Genomic DNA, 22,870 nt, shown 5'->3' on the forward strand with positions numbered 1-22,870 from the left:
GCGGAATTCATCTGATAAAATAAAGAAGTTAATAAGTAATTTGAGGAGACTTTTTCTTATGGGGAATACTTTTTATTTTGGTTTTGAGCCACAGCTGATGGAATGGCTTCAAAATTTATTAGGAGAGGCCGGAGCCGGTTTTATTTCGCACTTTTCAGCACTTGGAGAAGAGACGGTCCTTCTTTTTATATTGGGATTTCTTTACTGGTGCTATGACAAGCAGTTTGGAATCTATATCGGGACAAATGCGGTATTAGGAGGGGTGCTCAATCCTCTGATAAAAAATATTGCACTAAGGCTAAGGCCCTATATGGTTCATGAAAATATTAAGTGCTTCAGGCCTGTGGAAAAATCGGGAGCTCTGGATGATATTTCTGCGCAGGGTTACTCTTTTCCGAGTGCTCATTCAATGAATTCGGCAACAGTGTACGGATCACTTGCAGGGTATCTGAAAAACCGATTTGTTCTAATAATTGCTATTATAATTCCTTTTCTTGTAGGAATATCTAGAGTAGTTGTCGGAGTTCATTATCCTACGGATGTTTTGACGGGATGGGCCACCGGTATTGCCATTGTATTCATCGTTCCTCTTATCTACGAAAAGGTCGGGGAAGAGAGACGCTCACTGTTAAATCTTATATTCTTTGCGGTATCTTCAATTGGATTTTTCTATTGCAAAACATCGGATTACTATACAGCTATGGGAGTTATGGCCGGCTTTTATCTGGCTATAGAATTTGAGAAAAGATTTGTTAATTTTGAAGAGACAAGAAAACCGCTTGAAATAATTATAAGGCTTGTGGGAGGAGCGGCTGTTTATCTGGTACTAAATACTGCTCTTAAGCTTCCTTTTTCAAAGGAATTTCTTGCATCCAACACCACGGGTGCTTTTATGGTGAGATTCATCAGGTACACAATAGTTGTGTTTGTGATGCTTGGTGTTTATCCAATTCTTTTCAAGTTCTTTAAGAAAAAAGAAAACTGAAGCCGGAGATATAAATGAGAGAGTCTGATTATACTTTTGAATCGGAATCAAAATATATATTCAAATGCTGCTTGCTGACCATAATCATGTTGGCACTTATTGTTCCGGTTATCTATATTGCAAGGTATGCCTTTCCCTGGGCAGATGATTTTACTTACGGTGCGCTGCCTCATAGGGCATTTGTTCATACAGGTTCTGTGCTTAAGGCTATAGGGGCAGCTTTTGAAGATACATTTGATACATATTTTGGATGGCAGGGGACGTATACCTCCTGTTTTCTGATGGAGCTTCAGCCTGCGGTTTTCAAGACAAAGTTCTATCACCTGACCGCATTTATTATGCTTGGAGCGATGTTTTTATCGTACTTTGCGCTTTTTAAGGTGATAGGGAAAGATGTCTTAAAAACAAACAGGATGAATTATCCGCTGTTTTTATTGACATTTCTTATCACTGTTGAACTTGTGGATGGAAAGGCAGAGGGTTTTACCTGGTATAACAGCGCCGTTCATTATACCTTTGGACATGCTTTATTTGTGCTTTTTCTGGCACTTCTTCTGAAGAATTCCTTTATTCGTGAAAAATCCATGCTATTAACAGTGCTTTCATCTCTTGCGGGATTTCTGGCTGCAGGAGTTAATAATATAACTGTTTTTGGCGGACTTCTTTTTATCATCATGGTAGTTTTGTTTGCGCTGTTAAGCCAGCTCCTGTCTGGTGACAAGGACTGCTCACATATTAAAAGAGCGATTATCCCTTCACTGAATTATTTTGTGGGGACAGCCCTGAATCTTCTTTCGCCGGGTAATAAAAACCGCATGGCAATGGCAAACTCCGTAAAAAACAGCGTATTTGTCACAGTAAGGAATTCTTTTGTACTGGGATTTCATTTTGTTCTTCGTCATATAAGTATTGAAGTTCTGGGATTTGCGATTCTCGCAGGAATCCTTATATGGAGAACTTTTCTGGAGCTGCAGAAAAAGGATGCGGTAAAGTTTAAGTTTCCTTTGCCCGGTGTGATTACAGTACTTAGTTATTGCCTGATTTCAGCTCTGTATTCGCCTTTTGCATATATTGGAAACTCAGAGATTTCAAAAGTGTACATAGAGGAGCAGCTCTCTGTTAACAGGGTATCGAATTCGGTCTTCTATGTTTTCATATTGCTTATAGTTCTGAATGTGTTTTATTTCACTGGATGGATTTTTGCAAGAAAAGAGCAGGGATATAATAGAACTCTGGTAAGAGCGTTAAGTGCGGCAACAGTTTTCGTGATAGTTGCAGCGTGTATCCGAGTGATAATTCTGTTTCCCGGAAGGTATCTTACATCCGCGGCGATTACGAGTTTGAAGGATAATACAGCGCAGCAGTACGGGGAGATTATGCAGGAAAATACGAGAAGACTTACGGGTGATGAGCAGAATGTCGAGATTTTGCCTATAACAGTCGATCCTGATATTCTTTATCCCCATGACGGCTCACCTTATAAAGACGGGGCAGTTTTATTCTATGAAAAGGAAAGCGTTTATTATAATGAATAAAATCTATACATCCTATTGACTTTTTTTAATACTATGAATAAAATATTTTTTAATTGTATAGAAAAAGCTGTGACGAAGACAGTATATATTTATAGAAAGCTTCAGAGAGCCTGCGGATGGTGCGAGCAGGTGCAAGTACAGAATATAGAAAATCACTTCTGAGCTGCATGACTGAACTACAGTAAGTCATGACGGAGTCTCCCCGTTACGGAGAATCATATAAAACCGTAAATTCGGGGAGTATGCGTAAACAGGTGGTACAGCGAGTTCAGACTCGTCCTTTTTACAGGACGGGTCTTTTTTAATCGAAAGGAGTCTCAAATGTATAAGAAGGTTGACACTGATATGAATTTTGTCGCCCGTGAAAAAGAGATCGAGAAATTCTGGAAAGATCAGGATATTTTCCAGAAGAGCGTAGATACTCGCAGCAAGGGTGAGATGTATATGTTCTATGACGGACCGCCGACTGCAAACGGTAAGCCGCATATCGGACACGTGCTCACACGTGCTATCAAGGACATGATCCCGAGATACCGCACAATGAAGGGTTACACTGTTCCCCGTAAGGCAGGCTGGGATACTCACGGTCTTCCGGTTGAGCTTGAGGTAGAGAAGCTCCTCGGTCTTGACGGAAAAGAGCAGATTGAAGAATACGGTATGGAGCCCTTCATCAAGAAGTGTAAGGAATCCGTATGGAAATATAAGGGAATGTGGGAAGATTTCTCTGGAACAGTTGGTTTCTGGGCAGACATGGATCATCCCTACATCACCTATGATGATAACTTCATCGAGTCCGAGTGGTGGGCTCTTAATGAGATCTGGAAGAAGGGTCTTCTTTACAAGGGCTTCAAGGTAGTTCCTTACTGCCCTCGCTGTGGTACACCTCTTTCATCACACGAGGTTGCACAGGGCTATAAAGTGCTCAAAGAGCGCACAGCTGTTGTTCGCTTCAAGGTTAAGGATGAGGATGCATATTTCCTTGCATGGACAACCACACCCTGGACACTTCCTTCAAACATCGGTCTTTGCGTAAACCCTGATGAGAAGTATATCAAGGTTAAGGCAGCAGATGGCTATACATATTACCTCGCTGAGGCACTTGCTGATACAGTACTTGGATCACTTGCCAAGGAAGAGGGTGAGAAGGCTTACGAAGTTCTTGAGACTTATGTAGGTACTGACCTCGAGTATAAGGAATACGAGCCTCTTTACCAGTGTGCAAAGGATGAAGCAGACAAACAGCACAAGAAGGCGTTCTTCATATACTGCGATAACTATGTAACGATGTCAGATGGTACAGGTATCGTACATATCGCTCCTGCATTCGGTGAAGATGATGCTCGTGTCGGAAGAAAATACGATGCTCCTCTTGTACAGATGGTTGACGGCGAAGGTAAGCTTAAGCCTGAGACACCTTTTGCCGGAATGCGCTGCAAACCCACACAGAAGGAAATGGATGAGGGTGCTATCAGTGCGGATCCTGAAGTACTTAAGGATCTCGATAAGAGAAGTCTTCTCTTCTCAGCACCTAAGATGGAGCATGATTATCCTCACTGCTGGAGATGTAATACACCCCTTCTTTACTTTGCACGTTCCTCATGGTTTATCAAGGTAACAGAGGTTAAGGATGATCTCATCAGAAACAACCAGGAGATCAACTGGGTTCCCGAATCAATCGGTAAGGGACGTTTCGGTGACTGGCTTGAGAATATTCAGGACTGGGGTATCTCCCGTGACAGATACTGGGGAACACCTCTCAATATCTGGGAGTGCGATGACTGTGGCCACCAGCTTTCAGTAGGATCAAGAAAAGAGCTTGCTGAACTTTCAGGAGATCCTTCTGCTGAGACTACAGAGCTTCACAGGCCTTATATCGATAAGTTTGAGATCACCTGCCCTAAGTGCGGCAAGAAGATGCACAGAGTTAAGGAAGTTATCGACTGTTGGTTCGATTCAGGTGCAATGCCTTTCGCTCAGCTCCACTATCCTTTTGAAAATAAGGAGCTCTTCGAGAAGCAGTTCCCTGCTCAGTTCATCTCTGAGGCTGTAGACCAGACAAGAGGTTGGTTCTACTCACTCCACGCAGAGGCAACACTTCTTTTCAATAAGCCTGCATTTAAAAATGTTATAGTACTCGGCCTTGTGCAGGATGAGAACGGACAGAAGATGAGTAAGTCAAAGGGCAATGCGGTTGATCCGTTTGAGGCTCTTGAGAAATACGGCGCAGATGCAATCAGATGGTACTTCTATACAAACTCTGCTCCCTGGCTTCCTTCAAGATTCGCAGGTAAGACAGTTCAGGAAGGACAGAGAAAGTTCCTCGGAACACTTTGGAATACCTATGCATTCTTCGTGCTTTATGCAAATATCGACGGATTTGATGCTTCCAAGTACACACTTGAGAAGGACAAGCTCACTGTAATGGATAAGTGGATTCTTTCCAAGATGAACACCATGATCGGTGAGGTTGATAAGAACCTTGAGAATTACAGAATTCCTGAAGCAGGAAAGGCACTTGATGCATTTGTTGATGATCTTTCCAACTGGTATGTAAGAAGATGCCGTGAGCGTTTCTGGGCTAAGGGAATGGAGCAGGATAAGATTTCTGCTTACATGACTCTTTACACAGCACTTGTAAACGTATGTAAGGCAGCAGCTCCCATGGTTCCTTTCATGACAGAGTCTATTTACCAGAACCTTGTAAGAACAAGTGATGCTTCAGCTCCTGAGTCAATCCATCTCTGCGATTTCCCTGAGGTTGACAGCAGCTTCATCGATAAGGAACTCGAGGAGAACATGGATGAAGTACTTCAGATCGTAGTTCTTGGCCGTGCTTGCAGAAATGCAGCTGCAATCAAGAACCGTCAGCCTATCGGACAGATGTATGTTAAGGCTGAGAAGACAGTTTCTGAGTTCTATCAGGAGATCATCGAGGATGAGCTGAATGTTAAGAAGGTAGTCTTTGCGGATGATGTAAGAGATTTCACAACATACACCTTCAAGCCTCAGCTTAAGACAGTAGGACCTAAATACGGTAAGGTACTCGGCGGAATTAAGGAGTATTTGGGATCACTCGACGGAAATAATGCAATGGATGAGCTTAAGGCTAACGGAGCTCTTAAATTTGAAGTTAACGGAACAGCAGTTGAGCTTACTGAGGAAGATCTCCTCATCGATATGGCTCAGAAGGAAGGCTTCGAGAGTACAGAGGATCATGGCATCACAGTAGTTCTTGATACCAATCTTTCAGAGGAGCTTCTTAACGAGGGCTTCATGTATGAGGTTATCAGTAAGGTTCAGACAATGCGTAAGGATTCAGGCTTTGAAGTTATGGATCACATCAAGCTGTCTGTAAACGGTAATGACAAGATTGCTCAGATCGTTAAGGATAATGCTGATTCTATTTCAACCAAGGTTCTTGCTACTGAAATCGTATATGACAATGATGTAGCAAACGCTAAAGAATGGGATATCAACGGCGAGAAAGTAACTATCGGTGTTGAGAAACTGTAAATAAAAAAGCCCCCGGCAGTGTGGTTTCCACAAAAAGCGATTATGCGTATTTTGCAACGAGCTTTTTGTGGGAATTACACCGTCGGGGGGCTTTTTTATGTCGGGTTATTATATCAGGTTTTCGTCCTTTACAATCTTAACGATTCTGCTGGTTCCAAGTCTGTCAGCGCCAAGCTCCATGAACTTTTCAGCATCAGCAATACTTCCAATTCCGCCTGCAGCCTTCATTTTTACGTCAGGACCAACATGCTTGGCAAAGAGTGCGATGTCATCAAATGTAGCACCTGCAGTAGAGAAGCCAGTGGAAGTCTTGATGTAATCAGCCTTAGCCTCTGTAACAAGCTCGCACATCTTAATCTTTTCTTCATCTGTAAGGAGGCAGGTCTCGATGATAACTTTAAGGATGTGGTCACCGCAGGCAGCTTTGATTGCCTTGATTTCATTCAGAACATAGTCATAATTCTTAGCTTTAAGTTCACCGATATTGATAACCATATCGATCTCATTTGCGCCTTTTTCAATAGCATCCTTTGTCTCGAATACCTTTGTCTCGGTTGTCATGTTTCCGTTGGGGAAACCGATAACTGTGCAGATATTGAGCTTTCCGTTTGTGTAGTCATGAACGCGCTTGATGTAGCAGGGAGGAATGCAGATAGAAGCTGTCTCGTATTTCATGCCGTCATCAGCAATCTCTTTTATCTGATCCCAGGTTGCTTCCTGCTTTAAAAGTGTGTGATCACAGTGATTTAAAATTGTTTTGATATCCATTTCATATCCTTCTTTCTTTATTGATAATCCTTCAAAAAACTCATATTTTTAGGACCAAAGCCCAGGGGCAGTAATTCAGCAAGCTTGAATATTTTGTAGTTTTTTGGATCGTTTGTACCAAGTATTACCTCAAAGGTCTCGGGATCAACAAATTCATTGAGCGCCTGTCTGCATACTCCGCAGGGAGCGCAGATCGGAAGTTCTTCCTGATTATCGGGACCACCTACAATAGCGATTGCTGTAAAATCCCGCTCTCCTTCACTTACTGCTTTGAACAGTGCTGTTCTTTCTGCGCAATTAGTTGGTGTGTATGCAGCATTTTCAATGTTACAGCCAAGATAAACCTTTCCGTCCTTCGTAAGGAGGGCGGCACCTACGGCGTGGTGCGAATAGGGTGTATAGGCCATTTTTCTGGCCTCAAGAGCCTTTGAGATAAGGTCTTCATGTGTCATGTCAGTACCTCTGCATTATGTTATTTAATGTCACATCCCTAAATTATTGGGACATAACAGCTGGCATCAGCGCTGTCCCTTATCGTAAGGGATACCTTCAGCCTTAGGAGCTCTGGAGTTCTTGGAAGTAAATGCAAGAACGAGCAGTGAAATCACGTAAGGCATAATGTTATAAACTGTTCCTGAAATCGGAAGTGCGTGCAGGAAACCGATACCCATGTATACGTTTGATAAGGATCTGAAAACAGCAAACAGAATTGCTGACCATGCTATTCTCTCGGGCTTCCATTGACCAAAGATCATAACCGCAAGAGAAAGGAAGCCGGCACCTGCAACACCGTAATCAAAATGCCAGGTTGAGTTAGCGGCAGCGATGTAGATGATACCGCCGATTCCTGCAAGGAATCCGGAAATGATTACACCGGCATATCTCATTTTGTATACATTAATACCAACTGAATCTGCTGCATGAGGATGCTCACCGCAGGCACGAAGTCTTAACGCAAACTTGGTCTTGTAAAAGACAACTATAGCAATTACAAGAAGTAATGCGGCTACAACAACAAACCATGATAGCTGCAAAGGTCCAATGCTAAACATGAAGGCATCATGTCCTCTTACATAGTCAAGTTTTGCTGAGAAATCAGAACCGTTTGATCTTGCAGTATTAAATGCCTTGATAATAACTGTTGCAGCGGCTGTAGCAAGCATGTTAAGCGCTGTACCGATAAGAGTCTGGTCCGCATTAAAGTTAATACAAGCGACAGCTATAAGCAGTGATGAAACCATGCCGGCTAATGCAGCGGCGATAAGGGTAAGTGATATTATGGTGAACTTCGATGCATCGGAAGGGAGAAGCACCATTACCATAGCACCTGCCATGGCACCGAATACCATGATACCCTCAAGACCCAGGTTGATTATACCGCTTCGTTCTGAGAACATACCGCCAAGAGCAACAAGAATCAAAACGGCGGAGAATATAAGTGTGTACTGAATAAGTAATGCCATATCCTTACACCTCCTTCTTGCTAGTCTTTTTTGCGGGCTTATTGAGTATTGTCTTGAAGAACAGTACGAAGCCGCACAGGTAAATGATTATTGCTATCATCAGATCTGCAACCTGAGGGTTGTAATAATTTGTATTAAGATACTGTCCGCCCTGAGTTATATAGGTTACGAACAGACCGGCAAATATTGTTCCTATAGGATGAAGACCGCCGAGGAAAGCAACAGCTATTCCTGAAAAGCCCATTCCGGGAACTGAGGAAGCAATCTTGTAATGCTCAATGCCTGTGAGATAGTAAAGTCCTGCAGCAAGTCCGGCGATGGCACCTGAAATCATAAGGCTAAGGATGATATTTCTCTTAGCATTCATTCCGGCATATTTAGCAGCATCCTTGCTGTGACCTGTTGCCTTGAGCTCATAGCCGAAGGTGGTCTTGTTGAGAACAAAGAGAATCAGAATGGCTATGATAATTGTGAGAGGAACGGCAATTGTCATATATTTGTTTTTACCGAAAAATCCGCTCATAAAGGCAGGCAGGAGACTTGCCCCCTTAACGTTATGGGTCTCTGATTTAGTAGTATCCATAACGGTCTTATTGCCGAGAATAATGTTGCATATATAGAGTGCAATCCAGTTCAGCATGATACCGGCGATAACCTCGTTGACATTGCAATATGCTTTGAAGAAACCGCAGATACAACCCCATACAGCTCCTGCAAGAATTGAACAGAGTATGCATAAAAACCAGTTCCAATGAAGGGCAAGCGCGGTGTACAGGCAGGCAATTATGCCAACTGTATACTGACCGGCGCATCCTATATTGAAAAGACCTGTCTTGAATGCGAACAGAATAGCTTCAGCACAGAGGATTACAGGTACGGATTTTACCAGCACCGATCCCAGTGCACTCATCAGTTTCTTCTGGTTACCGGCAAATTTAAAGAAATTTCGAAGGATTGCAAACATTCCTTCTGCCGCATGCTCGGGATTCATCAGAAGAAGAATTATATATCCGAGAAAAATACCGAGTATTGCACATAGAACGGATGCAAGCAGAGTCTGAAATCCGGGTTTTTTAAATATACTTGTCTTTTCGTCCACGATTATGCCTCCTTTCTTGTGTCACGCTTAGCGCCGGACATGTAAAGTCCGAGTTCCTGAAGGGTCGTAGTCTTGGGATCGACTTCACCGACTATTTCACCTTCGTATATAACAAGGATTCTGTCAGAGAGATTCATGACTTCATCCAGTTCCAAAGAAACAAGAAGGATAGCAGTTCCTGCATCGCGTTCCTTTACGATTTCTTCATGTATTGTCTCAATAGCACCTACGTCAAGACCTCTGGTGGGCTGAACCGCTATAAGAAGCTTGTGGTCTTTATCCATCTCACGGGCTATGATGGCTTTCTGCTGGTTACCACCTGACATGGATCTTACGATAGTTGAAGAACCCTGTCCGGAGCGAATATCAAATTCCTCGGAAAGTTTATCCGAATATTTTCTCATCTCAGCCTTCTTTAAAAGACCGTTCTGAGAAAACTTCGGCTCGAAGTATCTCTGGAGGATCATGTTCTCCTCAAGGGTATAATCGAGGATTAATCCGTGTTTATGTCTGTCCTCCGGAATATGGCTCATACCATGTGTGTTTTTGTAACGAATGGACTTGTCGGTGATATCCTCGCCAAGAAGAGTGATCTTACCGCTGGAGATATTATCGAGTCCCGTGAGGGCACCAACAAATTCTGTCTGTCCGTTACCGTCGATACCGGCAATACAAACAATCTCACCGGCGCGAACGTTGAAGGATACATTGTGCACAGAGTCGTTGGAGTGGAGTTTACTTTTTACACAAACATTTTCAACCTTAAGTACTTCTTCTGCAGGCTTTGCTTCGCTCTTTTCAACAGCAAATTTGACGTCGCGGCCAACCATCATGGAAGAGAGTTCTTCCTTAGTAGTGCTCTTAACGTCTACAGTTCCGATATATTTACCTTTTCTGAGAATCGAGCAGCGATCTGCTACCTGCATGATCTCATTGAGCTTGTGGGTGATGAAAAGAATGGACTTTCCTTCAGCGGCAAGTTCCTTCATGATTTTCATCAGCTCGTCGATCTCCTGAGGAGTCAGAACAGCAGTGGGCTCATCGAAGATCAGAATCTCATTGTCCCTGTAGAGCATCTTCAGAATTTCAACTCTTTGCTGCATTCCTACGGTAATATCCTCAATAAGGGCATCGGGATCAACCTTAAGATTATATTTATTCGAGAGTTCGAGAACCTTTTTTCTGGCATCCGCTTTTGTCAGAAAACCAAATTTGCTTGGCTCGGACCCAAGAATGATATTGTCTAAAACAGAGAAAATCTCAACCAGCATGAAGTGCTGATGAACCATTCCGATGCCGAGAGCAGTAGCATCGTTGGGATTGGCAATTTTAACTTCCTTGCCGTCTTTTTTGATCACACCTTTTTCAGGTGTGTAGAGACCAAAAAGAACACTCATAAGTGTTGACTTTCCGGCGCCGTTTTCCCCCAAAAGTGCATGGATTTCGCCGCGCTTTAGCTGCAGAGTAATATCGTCGTTAGCTATTATGCCGGGAAATTCCTTCGTGATATGCAACATTTCAATTACATAATCTTCCATAAGTAGCACACCTTTCTGTATTTTTTGCATGAAAAACATGAATTCCGACCGGAATCCGTTCTTAAAATATAGTTTATCATTTTTTAGTGTGCGAAAAAAGAGTTTTGGCGTCCTTTGGGCAATAAAAAAGCGCCTTTCCCAAAACGGGAAAGACGCCTTAAATTAGTGCTTATTCAATTAGTGGATGTTGTCAAACTCGTTTACAGTGATGTCTGTAGCGGGCATAGCATCGATATCGCTTGAAACTGTGATATCACCTGCATACATAGAAGCTACAAGAGTGTTGTAATCATCAACTGTGAAGTTTTTCATTGACCATGTATCTGTAGGAAGCTGTACATAGTTGAGAGATGCATCATCACCTGATACAAGACCAAGGTTCTCGATCTTGCCTGCGTATGAATCCCACTTACCTGCGAAGAGGTCTGTAAGAGTTGAGTTAACTGTTGCAGCAAGACCCTTCATAGCAGATGTTACGCAAACACCATCGCCATAGAGACCATCGATTGTTCCGGACTGATCAACGTCAACACCAACAACCTTGCCGCCTGTCTTCTTAGCAGCTTCGCCTGCAGATGTGAAGATACCGCCGCCGCATGCGAATACGATCTCTGTGCCGCCCTGATACCATGTATCCATAACAGCTGTTACAGACTCGTCACCGAAGAACTGTCCGCCGTATACATAGTTAACTTCTACGTCAGATGTGTTGCCAAGATCCTTTGCAGCATCGTTAGCACCCTGAACGAAACCGTAACCGTAACGGATAACTGCAGGAACTGCCATACCGCCAAGGAAACCAAGCTTTGTGTAGCCTTCCTTAACTACAGCGTAGCCAGCCATGTAACCAGCAAGCTCTTCCTGGTATGTGAATGAGCAAACGTTTGAAGGAAGCTCGTCCATGCCAGCGCCTTCGAAATCACCTGCGCTGCAGTCAAGAGCGATGATTGTTACATCGGGGTTCTCTTCAGCAACAGTTGCGATCATCTCAGCAAAAAGATAACCGGGAACGATGATTACGTTGTAACCGTCAGCTACAGCGTTGTCGAAAGCAGCAACACGTGCTTCGTTTGAATCTTCTGTGGGTTTGTAGTACTGATAGTCAACACCCTGAGCCTCAGCGAATGCCTTTGAAGCCTCGTATGTTGTCTGGTTGAATGACATATCTGTGATGTCACCGGAGTCTGTGATCATAGCGATCGAATAGTCTCCTGAAGCCTCTGTAGCTGCATCAGCTGCCTCTTCAACAGCGTCTGTACCCTCTTCAGCTGCCTCTTCAACAGCGTCTGTACCCTCTTCAGCTGCCTCTTCAACAGCGTCAGTAGCTTCTTCAACTACCTCTTCTGCAGTATCAGCAACTTCCTCAGCGGCTGACTGTGCTGTGTCTGCTGCGTCATTTGCGGATGAGCCGCCACAAGCAACAAGGCTGAACGTGAGTGATGCTGTAAGCATCATAGCAAGTAACTTTTTCATAATGTTTTTCTCCCTTTCTTTTTAAAATAATTAAACATTATAAACGTGTAACTGTGAAATAAAATCACAGCTAAATTCATTATAAGCAAATATCTTATTTTTCTCAAGTTATAATAATTTTTGTATAAATACGGTGTTTATATGATGTTTATTTTTCCTTAACTAGTAAGATGTATGATTTTGCGATACAATAAGTGGGTAATGACATCTATCAGAGGAGGGTGTTTTATGAAGAAAAAGCAATTATCTTTTGACAAGGAACTGTTCAAACGAAGTGTTTTATATAATGTAAAAACACTTTATCGTAAAACTATCGAAGAGGCTTCACCTCAGGAGATATTCCAGGCTTCGGCTTATGCAATAAAGGATGCGATTGTTGATCACTGGATGACAACACAGAAGGCTGCCAATGAGCAGGATCCCAAGATTGTATATTACATGTCCATGGAATTCCTGATGGGACGTGCGCTTGGCAACAACCTGATAAACCTGCAGGCATATAAGCCCGTAAAGGAAGCACTCGATGAACTTGGCGTAGATATAAATGTGATAGAGGATCAGGAGCCGGATCCCGCGCTCGGAAACGGTGGTCTCGGAAGACTTGCCGCATGTTTCCTTGATTCGCTGGCTTCTCTCGGATACATGGCATACGGCTGCGGTATCAGATACAAATATGGAATGTTCAAGCAGAAGATAAGAGACGGCTACCAGGTTGAGGTGCCCGATAACTGGCTTGAGTTTGGTAATCCCTTCGAACTTCGCCGCCCGGAGTATGCTAAGGAAGTTAAGTTCGGCGGTTATGTCAATGTATTTGTGGATGACAGGGGACGAAATGTATTCCGCCAGGAAGGCTATCAGTCCGTAAGGGCTATTCCCTATGACCTTCCTATCGTAGGCTATGGAAACGGCGTGGTTGATACTCTCAGAATCTGGGATGCGGAGCCAATCAACTGCTTCGAGCTGGATTCCTTTGATAAAGGTGATTATCAGAAGGCTGTAGAGCAGGAAAACCTTGCCAGCCAGCTTTGCGAGGTTCTTTATCCCAATGATAATCATATTGCGGGAAAAGAGCTAAGACTTAAACAGCAGTATTTCTTCATTTCAGCTTCTGTGCAGACCGCCCTTAAGAGATATTTAAGACACCATGATGATATAAGTAAGTTCTATGAGAAAGCAGTTTTCCAGCTTAATGATACACACCCGACGGTTGCGGTAGCAGAGCTGATGAGACTTCTTATGGATGAGTATTATCTGCCCTGGGATACGGCATGGGATGTAACCATGAAGACCTGCTGCTACACCAATCATACGATTATGGCAGAGGCTCTTGAAAAGTGGCCGATAGATCTCTTCCAGAGACTTCTTCCCAGAATTTACCAGATTGTTGACGAGATCAACAGAAGATTTGTTGACCAGATCATGCGTCAGTATTCAAATCTTCCCAGCATAGATGTGCAGGGAAAAATCCGCAGTATGGCTATCCTTTATGATAACCAGGTAAAAATGGCTCATCTTGCAATTGTCGGTGGTCATTCAGTTAACGGCGTTGCAAGGCTCCACACAGAGATTCTTAAGAAGAGAGAACTTAAGGATTTCTACGAGATGTATCCTGAAAAGTTCAACAACAAGACCAACGGTATTACCCAGAGACGTTTCCTTATGCATGCAAATCCTCTTCTTGCCGATTGGGTTACAGAGCATGTGGGTGAGGACTGGATCACCGATCTGTCACTTATCGGCGGACTTAAGAGTATCGCCGGTGATAAGAAGGCTCAAAAGGAGTTCATGGATATTAAGTTCCAGAACAAGAAGCGTCTTGCAGCATATATCAAGGAACATAATGGTGTTGATGTAGATCCGAAGTCAATTTTCGATGTTCAGGTTAAGAGACTTCATGAGTATAAGCGACAGTTCCTGAATATACTTCATGTAATGTATATATATGACCTGATTAAAGCTCATCCCGAGATGGATTATACGCCCAAGACCTATATTTTCGGTGCAAAGGCGGCAGCAGGATATCAGACAGCAAAGCTCACAATCAAGCTTATAAATTCCGTTGCCGATGTGATCAATAATGATCCTTCCATTAATGGAAAGCTGAAGGTTGTATTTATAGAAGATTACAAGGTATCAAACGCCGAGCTGATTTTTGCTGCAGCGGACATTTCCGAGCAGATTTCCACAGCTAGTAAGGAGGCTTCCGGAACGGGTAACATGAAGATGATGCTTAACGGAGCAATCACACTCGGAACCCTTGACGGAGCAAATGTGGAGATGCTTGAGGAGGTTGGAGAGGAAAATATGTTTATCTTCGGACTGACCTCTGAGGAAGTAATAGCATATGAAAAGAACGGCGGATATAATCCCGGTGAGATTTATGACAGGGATCCAAACGTTAAAAAGACGCTTGATCACCTTGTAGACGGAACCTATTCCAAGGATAGGGAACTTTTCAGACCGCTTTACAACATGCTTCTTAATACCATCAATTCCAATAAGGCAGATCAGTACTTCATCTTGAAGGATTTTGAGCCCTACATTGAAGCACAGAGAGCTGTATCGGAAGCCTACAGAGATTCCAAGAAGTGGGCTAAGATGGCAATTATGAACACTGCATCTTGCGGTAAGTTCTCATCAGACAGAACCATTCAGGAATATGTTGATGAGATATGGCATATAGATAAACTGGATATGTCAAAAGTCTGAATAAATATTCACACCGACTGGCTAAATCTTGGCCAGTCGGTTTTTAATGTAATTAAATATACCCAAAAGGTGCATTCTAGTGGTACAATGGTTCAAAATCTAAGAGATAAATGGCTATGTTAAAAGGAAAGGCAGGAACGGGAATGATCAAGACGTACGATGGCGGTGCTTATCTGGTTGGCGGAACAGAGCTTATTGCTGATGATGCCGAGGCTTTAAAAAGCGTTGCAGCTAAGACCGGAAAAGAAACTGACAAAAATGAAGCAAGAAAAAATACAATTGCTTACGGAATTTTAAGTAATCATAATACATCAGGCAATATGGATAAGCTTGAGATAAAGTTTGATAAGCTTACCAGCCACGATATTACTTATGTAGGTATTATCCAGACAGCACGTGCATCGGGACTTGAAAAGTTTCCTATTCCCTATGTACTTACAAACTGTCACAATTCGCTTTGTGCGGTTGGCGGTACAATTAATGAAGATGACCACATGTACGGTCTCACCGCAGCTCAGAAATACGGCGGTATATATGTACCTCCTCATCAGGCGGTTATCCATCAGTTCGCAAGAGAAATGCTTGCAACAGGCGGCGGAATGATTCTTGGATCCGATTCGCACACAAGATACGGTGCTCTCGGAACCATGGCTATGGGTGAAGGCGGACCTGAGCTCGTAAAACAGCTCCTTAATCAGACCTATGATATAAATATGCCCGGAGTAGTGGCAATTTACCTTAAGGGCGAGCCCATGCATGGCGTGGGACCTCAGGATGTGGCACTCGCAATTATCGGCAAGGTATTCGGCGATGGCTATGTAAAGAATAAGGTAATGGAGTTTGTGGGTCCCGGAGTTGCATCTCTTTCAGCTGATTTCCGTATTGGAATCGATGTAATGACCACAGAGACCACATGCCTGTCTTCAATCTGGCAGACAGATGATGAGATAAAGAATTTCTATGATATTCACGGCAGAAGCGGAGATTACAAGGAGCTTAAGCCCGGTGATGTTGCTTATTATGACGGCGTGGTAGAGGTTGATCTCAGCACTATAAAGCCCATGATCGCTATGCCTTTCCATCCCAGCAACACCTATGAGATTGAGGAAGTAAATGCTAATCTGGCTGACATTATTGCGGATGTTGAGAAGCGCGCAAAGGTAAGCTTTGGAGATAAGATAGAATATTCTCTTAAGGAAAAGATAAAAGATGGTAAATTTATGGTAGACCAGGGTGTCATCGCAGGCTGTGCCGGCGGCGGATTTGAAAACATCTGTGCTGCAGCTGATATTCTTGAGGGAAGATATACAGGTAACGACAGATTTACACTTAGCGTATATCCTGCATCAACCCCGATTTTCATGGAGATTGTGAAGAACGGAGTAGCAGCTAAGATCCTTGAGACAGGAGCAATACTTAAGACTGCGTTCTGCGGCCCTTGCTTTGGTGCCGGAGATACACCCGCAAATAATGCGTTCAGTATCAGACACTCCACCAGAAACTTCCCCAACAGAGAAGGTTCTAAGGTTCAGAGCGGCCAGATTGCTTCGGTTGCACTTATGGATGCAAGATCAATTGCTGCAACAGCTGCTAACCAGGGTGTACTTACACCTGCTACAGCATTTGACGGTAAGTTCAATAAATATACATATCACTTTGATAAGGAAATATATGCAAACCGTGTATTTGATTCGAAGGGTAAGGCTGATCCCAGTGCAGAGCTTCAGTTTGGTCCCAATATCAAGGACTGGCCGAAGATGACAGCACTTCCGGAGAACCTTGTTCTTCGAGTTGTTTCCGAGATCCACGATCCGGTTACCACAACTGACGAGCTCATCCCTTCAGGTGAGACAAGTTCTTACCGTTCAAATCCTCTTGGACTTGCTGAGTTCACACTCTCAAGAAAGGATCCTGCATACGTAGGACTTGCCAAGGAAATCAGAGAAGCTCAGACCGCACTTATGGAGGGCAGTGATCCCGAGGCAGCATGGCCTGAGCTCAAGGAGGTTATGGCTTCTATAGTAAAAGAGTATGCTGATGTAAATAACTCTAACGTCGGCTTTGGCTCAACAATTTTTGCAGTTAAACCCGGCGATGGTTCCGCAAGAGAACAGGCAGCTTCCTGCCAGAAGGTTCTCGGAGGTTGGGCTAACGTTGCCAATGAGTATGCGACAAAACGCTATCGCTCAAACCTTATCAACTGGGGTATGCTTCCGCTTGTTATTGACAAGGGAGAGCTTCCGTTTAAAAATAAGGATTACATCTTCCTTCCCGGTATCAGAACCGCTGTTGAGAACAAGGCTGATACAATCAAGGCTGTTGCCGTGTCCGGTGGAAAGCTTACTGAGTTTACAATGACACTTGGTGATCTCACCGACAATGAGAGAGAGATAATTTTAGACGGATGTCTTATAAACTATAACCGTGCAGGAAAGAAATAATGAATTGTTTTAGAAGACTTACCGCGATAGTCATGAGTGTCTCACTGGCGTTCATGGCTGTTGGATGCGGGAGTACTAAAAATACAAATAACGTTAAACCGGAGCAGGAGGCGCAAAGCAGCGACCCTGCTCCAAATGTCGTATATGATGTTCCCACTATAGTACCAAGCGCCCTGGTGGATCAGAACGGGTACAGAACCGGCGCTGAAAAAGTCGTGACCTTTAAAGGCAGCGATTTGCCTGAATTGTTCTATATATATAATCTTGAAACCGGCGAACTTGCCTATACGGGGCAGATGCGTGACACAAACTATGAAGAAGACGGTGAGGAGATAAAAGAAGGTTATTTTACGGATCTGGTTGAGGACGGAACATACTATATTTATGCTGATAATATAGGAAGTTCCTACTCTTTCAGGATTAAGAATGACCTATATGGTGACATTTTTCGTCAGGCTTTAAGAACGTACTACACCAACAGATGTGGTATGTCACTTTCGGAGGAACTTGCGGGAGAGGATGCACATGCTGCCTGTCACACCAAAGAGGCTCATCTTCAGGAGGATCCGGATAAAACACTGGACGTATCGGGGGGATGGCACCTCAATTCCGAGGCAGACAGAGAGGTTGAACTTGGCTGTAAGATTGCTCAGAATCTTCTGCTTGCCTACGAGATGAAACCTGAATCCATTCCGGATGATACCGGAATACCGGAGAGCGGGAATGGTATTCCCGACATTCTTGATGAAGTGAGGTATGAAATCGAGTGGCTCATGAAAATGCAGGATGAGCGCACCGGAGGAGTTTATGGTGCCGCGCTTACCGTAAGAAATGAGTCTGAAGATCTGATGCAGGCGCAGGTTGAGGTTACCCCTGTAACCATGGATGCAACTATCAGATTTGCTACATTGCTTGCTGAATTCAGCTTTTTATATCAGAGCTATGATTCTGATTTTGCAACCAAATGTCTGAAGTGTGCCGACAGAGCCTACAGCCTGTATGCAGGGACAGAGAATGTCAGGGAAAAAACCGAAGGCTTCTATGCTGCGGCTCAGTTGTATCGTGCTACCGGAAGTTCGGATTATGAGCAGGTTTTGACATCATATTTTGAAAGCGGGAAATACTCATCTTTATTTGAGGAGAATGAGGATATTTTCCTTGGATGTATCACATATATTTCAACCAATCAGAAAGTAAATGTGGATATTTGCTCAAAAATAATGAAGCTCCTTATGAAAAAGACAACAAGTATAGTTGATGCAGCAAGGAGTTCCGGATTCATGGTCACAAGCAGGGACCATGCACAGCTTCTCGATGATATGAGAACGATAACAATTACCGACCATATAATATATAATTATGAGTATACTACTATCATTGAGAACCACGCCCATTACCTTATGGGACGCAATCCCGAGGCGGTGAATTATATTACTGACACGACGGAGCGTACTTATCTGAACACGGATGAGGGCATGGGAATCATGAACCAGCCGCTTTTAAATGCGATGTTTATATTTATGCTCAATGTTATAAAAGAGTAAAAGCATGAGGATTTTATGAATACAGAAATTGACGGATTAAATATTAATTACCGCGATGAGGGCGAGGGTCCTCTTCTTATCCTTCTCCACGGATGGGGCTCCAATGTGGATCTTTTTGATGGTATTTTCAAGTTTGCTTCCAAGAAGTACCATGTAGTCGGCATGGACATGCCGGGGTTCGGAAAAAGCGATGAGCCTGCTGAGCCCTGGGAAGTAAGTGATTTTGTCACCTTTGTTATACATTTTGTTAAGAAGCTTTTTCCCGATGAAAAGGAGATAATGTTCCTCGGACATTCAATGGGTGGCAGAGTTATCATAAAAATGATAGGCACTAAGAGTGAGGAGGAGCTTGGATTTAAGATTCCCAGGGTTATTCTCACGGACAGTGCGGGAATAAAGCCTGTGCCGTCAGGAAAACAGTCGGCAAAAACAAGGAGATACAAGTTTTACAAGAACTTACTTATAAAGACAGGAATAGCAAAGATATCTCCTGGTACACTTGAGAACCTTAAGAAGAAATTCGGCTCGGCGGATTATGCTGCGGCATCGCCCGTAATGAGGAACAGTCTGGTAAAGGTTGTAAACGAGGATCTTGCGCCCTACATGCCCAAGGTGACTATGCCGGCACTTCTTATATGGGGAGATCAGGACACGGCAACCCCGCTTTCTGACGGACAACAGATGGAGAAGCTTATGCCGGAGGCCGGACTTGCAGTTATTCAGGGAGCAGGACATTATTCTTTCCTTGATAACCAGTATTTATTTAATAAGATTCTGGGAAGTTTTTTGAAAATTGAGATGTAAATAACACTTGCCGATAAAACCGGCGGATGAGGGGTTATATGAATACATTTTTACTTATTCTATATTTTGCAGCATATATTGCGGTAACGGTTTTGGGTCTTAGATATTATACCCACATGTTACAGCTTTCATCATATCAGTTTCAGGGATATTTCAGGTTCCTCAGATCAAAGCCCCACAGATACGGACTTCATGTGGGCTTTTTATGTGTGACAATAATAGGCGGAATGCTTGGAAGTAATAAGGCAGGAAGCGCTTTCAGAATTCTTTCCCTGCTATTTCTTATTTTCCTGATCTTTCAGTATATTCCAAAGCCTGCAAAGAAGAAGTTTGTGGTAACAAAGAGGGTACAGAGACTTTTTGTGACCTATGCGGTGCTTTTCCTGATTTTGGGAGTGATAGCGGTATATCTTTATTTTACCGGGGTACAGACTATATCCTCTATTTTTATAGCAACATCAAAAAGTGTATCCAATTTTACTGTTGAAGGCAGTAAAAAGAGGATTGCTGCAGGTATCATTTTTGCGTCATTTGTAGGACTTCTTCCTCTCGTTACGGCCCTGTGTAATCTGATAAATAAGCCTATTGAGAAAAGAGTTAATGACTGGTTTATTCATGATGCTCAGAGAATGCTTCAGGAGCATCCCGGATTAAGGATAATCGGAATTACCGGAAGCTATGGAAAAACCAGCGTAAAATACTATCTCTGGACTCTTCTTTCAGAGGGCTTTCGTGTTTTAATGACGCCGGAGAGCTTTAATACGCCTATGGGAGTCGTTCGTACAATAAGAGAACAACTCACACCTATGCACGAGATTTTCATTTGCGAGATGGGAGCAAGACATGTGTATGATATTAAGGAGATAACCGATATTGTACATCCCGATGACGGAATATTGACTTCAATAGGGCCACAGCACCTTGAGACCTTCCATTCAATTGAGAATATAATTGATACAAAATATGAACTGTTTGACGCTGTTCAGGAAAAGAGCAGACAGGGACTTAAGTTTGCAAACGGCGACAATGAGCTTATCAGAAATAATATGCGTCATGAGAATGTCGTGCTTTACGGCGTGAGTGAAGGCTGTGATTACAGAGCCACAGAGGTTAAATATTCACCTGACGGAGCATCGTTTAAAGTGACTGCACCTAACGGAGAAGAAGCAGAATTTTCGATGAAGCTTCTAGGAGAGCACAATGTTACCAATGTTGTCGGAGCGATAGCCATGGCTCATACAATGGGTATTCCGATGACAAAGCTCAAGATGGCGGTGAGAAGAATTACTCCTGCTCCGCACAGACAGGAGCTACTTAAGCATGGAAACGTATCGATTATTGATGATGCGTATAACTCAAATCCCATGGGAGCGAAAATGGCTCTTGATACACTTTCAAAATTTGAGGGAAGTGTTAGGATTCTTGTGACACCGGGTATGGTTGAACTTGGAGAGAAGGAAGCCGAGTATAACAAGGAATTCGGCAGACAGGCAGCAGATGCAGCGGACTATATTATTCTTGTCGGAGCGGATCATGTAAAACCCATAAAAGAGGGTGCGCTCGAAGCCGGTTTTTCAGAGGACAGACTTTTTGTGAAGACTACCTTAAAAGAGGCTACTGATCTGATGTATGAGATTGATGCCGGAAAACCCAAGGTAATCCTTCTTGAGAATGACCTTCCGGATAATTACACCTGATGGATTTGCAATATTTTCTCAAGTCTATATAATGATTTAGAGTGTTAATTGGATTTTTGAAAGGAAGTGTTAATTTTGAAATTAAAGCTGGCAGTTCTCTTTGGAGGAAAAAGTACGGAGCATGAGATTTCAATCATCTCTGCAATCCAGGCTATAGGCTATATGAACAGGGATAAGTATGATATTGTGCCTGTTTATATGACAAAAGAGAACGATTTTTATATTGGTGAGGATATTGATAAGATCGAGGAATATACACATATTCCGGAGCTTTTGAAGAAGAGCACAAGGGTAGTTTGGATTAAGGATGGCAATAAGATCAATCTTGTCCGTTACCCCATGAAGAAGTTTGGTAACAACGTTATTACAAGTGTTGATATCGCGTTCCCCATTGTGCACGGAACCAATGTTGAGGATGGCGTTCTTACCGGATTTTTGCAGACACTTGGTCTGCCGGTTGTAGGATGTGATGTTCTTTCATCCGCTGTCGGCATGAATAAGTACGTTATGAAAACCGTTCTTAAGGACAACGGTATATCTGTTCTTGATTGTAAATGCTATACATGGACTGACTATGAGGATCCCGATGCCCTTATGAACAGGATTGAGGGTGTATTCAAGTATCCCGTTATTGTAAAGCCCATTAACCTTGGATCAAGTATCGGTATTTCCAAAGCGAGCAACAGAGAAGAGCTTACAGAAGCACTGGAGCTGGCTTTTGAGTTTTCAAAGAAGATTCTTGTTGAGCCCGCAATAGTGAAGCTTAAGGAGATAAACTGTTCAGTTCTCGGTGACTACGAGGAGGCAGAGGCTTCAGAGTGTGAGGAGCCTGTAAACTCAGACGAGATTCTTTCATTTGAGGATAAATATATCGGTGGCTCAGGAGCAAAAGGCGCAAAGAGCGGCGGAGCAAAGAGTGGCGGTTCCAAGGGAATGGCCAGCCTTAAGAGAAAGATCCCCGCTGAGATTACCAATGAACAGAGAAGTGAAGTTCGCAAGATGGCAGTTGATGCATTTAAGTGCCTTGGATGCAGCGGAGTTTCCAGAATAGACTTTATGCTTGACGAAGAGACAGGAAAAATCTATCTCAATGAGATAAATACTATCCCGGGATCATTATCATTTTATCTTTGGGAGCCTCTTGGCAAGAAGTATTCCCAGCTTCTTGACGACATGATCGACATAGCGATCAAACAGGATAGAGAGAATCACAAGCTTGTATTCTCCTTTGAGACGAATGTTCTTGAGGGTGTTAAGCTTGGCGGCGGTTCCAAGGGAAGCAAAACCTCATAATGAATAAA

The 22,870-nt window shown here is 43.2% G+C and carries 15 protein-coding genes and 1 other annotated feature; of the genes, 9 read left to right on the forward strand and 6 right to left on the reverse strand.

Annotated features, from left to right (window positions below; all coding sequences use genetic code 11):
• Nucleotides 1–58: 58 nt before the first annotated feature.
• From G630_RS0109605 to ileS, 3 genes are all read left to right on the forward strand, one after another.
• A complete protein-coding gene (locus G630_RS0109605) occupies nt 59–985 on the forward strand; it encodes a phosphatase PAP2 family protein (protein ID WP_022761044.1) in 927 nt (308 codons plus the stop codon).
• Nucleotides 986–999: 14 nt separating this feature from the next.
• Complete coding sequence (locus G630_RS0109610) at nt 1,000–2,520, forward strand: hypothetical protein (protein ID WP_022761045.1); 1,521 nt, start codon at nt 1,000–1,002, stop codon at nt 2,518–2,520.
• 60 nt (nt 2,521–2,580) lie between these two features.
• Nucleotides 2,581–2,805 (forward strand) — a binding site (T-box leader).
• 36 nt (nt 2,806–2,841) lie between these two features.
• A complete protein-coding gene (ileS, locus tag G630_RS0109615) occupies nt 2,842–6,033 on the forward strand; it encodes an isoleucine--tRNA ligase (RefSeq protein ID WP_022761046.1) in 3,192 nt (1,063 codons plus the stop codon).
• A 108-nt stretch (nt 6,034–6,141) separates the two neighbouring features.
• Here ileS and deoC read toward each other — a convergent pair whose 3' ends face one another.
• The 6 genes from deoC to G630_RS0109645 all read right to left on the reverse strand — a co-directional run bounded on the left by deoC (nt 6,142) and on the right by G630_RS0109645 (nt 12,374).
• Complete coding sequence (gene deoC / locus G630_RS0109620; protein ID WP_022761047.1) at nt 6,142–6,801, reverse strand: deoxyribose-phosphate aldolase; 660 nt, start codon at nt 6,799–6,801, stop codon at nt 6,142–6,144.
• A gap of 17 nt (nt 6,802–6,818) precedes the next feature.
• Nucleotides 6,819–7,253 carry a cytidine deaminase gene (locus G630_RS0109625; protein ID WP_022761048.1) on the reverse strand — a complete coding sequence of 145 codons (435 nt, stop codon included), beginning with the start codon at nt 7,251–7,253 and terminating at the stop codon, nt 6,819–6,821.
• 66 nt (nt 7,254–7,319) lie between these two features.
• Nucleotides 7,320–8,264: an ABC transporter permease gene (locus G630_RS0109630; protein WP_022761049.1), complete on the reverse strand. Its 945-nt coding sequence runs from the start codon at nt 8,262–8,264 to the stop codon at nt 7,320–7,322.
• Nucleotides 8,265–8,268: 4 nt separating this feature from the next.
• On the reverse strand, nt 8,269–9,363 hold the full coding sequence (locus tag G630_RS0109635; protein ID WP_022761050.1) for an ABC transporter permease: 1,095 nt from the start codon (nt 9,361–9,363) through the stop codon (nt 8,269–8,271).
• A 2-nt stretch (nt 9,364–9,365) separates the two neighbouring features.
• Nucleotides 9,366–10,901, reverse strand: a complete 1,536-nt coding sequence (locus G630_RS0109640) for an ABC transporter ATP-binding protein (protein WP_022761051.1) — start codon at nt 10,899–10,901, stop codon at nt 9,366–9,368.
• A 177-nt stretch (nt 10,902–11,078) separates the two neighbouring features.
• Nucleotides 11,079–12,374, reverse strand: coding sequence for a BMP family ABC transporter substrate-binding protein (locus G630_RS0109645; protein WP_330363790.1), 1,296 nt, complete (start codon nt 12,372–12,374; stop codon nt 11,079–11,081).
• A 228-nt stretch (nt 12,375–12,602) separates the two neighbouring features.
• On the opposite strand from G630_RS0109645, the gene G630_RS0109650 reads away from it, so the two are divergent.
• The 6 genes from G630_RS0109650 to G630_RS0109675 all read left to right on the forward strand — a co-directional run bounded on the left by G630_RS0109650 (nt 12,603) and on the right by G630_RS0109675 (nt 22,862).
• Nucleotides 12,603–15,083: a glycogen/starch/alpha-glucan phosphorylase gene (locus G630_RS0109650; RefSeq protein ID WP_026498447.1), complete on the forward strand. Its 2,481-nt coding sequence runs from the start codon at nt 12,603–12,605 to the stop codon at nt 15,081–15,083.
• A gap of 143 nt (nt 15,084–15,226) precedes the next feature.
• A complete protein-coding gene (locus G630_RS0109655; RefSeq protein WP_026498448.1) occupies nt 15,227–17,524 on the forward strand; it encodes a hydratase in 2,298 nt (765 codons plus the stop codon).
• Nucleotides 17,524–19,068, forward strand: a complete 1,545-nt coding sequence (locus G630_RS0109660; protein ID WP_026498449.1) for a glycoside hydrolase family 9 protein — start codon at nt 17,524–17,526, stop codon at nt 19,066–19,068. The genes G630_RS0109655 and G630_RS0109660 overlap by 1 nt, the downstream gene beginning before the upstream one ends.
• Nucleotides 19,069–19,083: 15 nt before the next feature.
• Complete coding sequence (locus tag G630_RS0109665; RefSeq protein ID WP_022761056.1) at nt 19,084–19,872, forward strand: alpha/beta fold hydrolase; 789 nt, start codon at nt 19,084–19,086, stop codon at nt 19,870–19,872.
• Between the two features lie 38 nt (nt 19,873–19,910).
• Nucleotides 19,911–21,569, forward strand: coding sequence for a Mur ligase family protein (locus G630_RS0109670; RefSeq protein ID WP_022761057.1), 1,659 nt, complete (start codon nt 19,911–19,913; stop codon nt 21,567–21,569).
• Nucleotides 21,570–21,644: 75 nt separating this feature from the next.
• On the forward strand, nt 21,645–22,862 hold the full coding sequence (locus G630_RS0109675; protein WP_022761058.1) for a D-alanine--D-alanine ligase family protein: 1,218 nt from the start codon (nt 21,645–21,647) through the stop codon (nt 22,860–22,862).
• Nucleotides 22,863–22,870: the final 8 nt, after the last annotated feature.

It is taken from the genome of Butyrivibrio sp. WCD2001 (genome assembly GCF_000424485.1).
Lineage (GTDB): Bacteria > Bacillota > Clostridia > Lachnospirales > Lachnospiraceae > Butyrivibrio.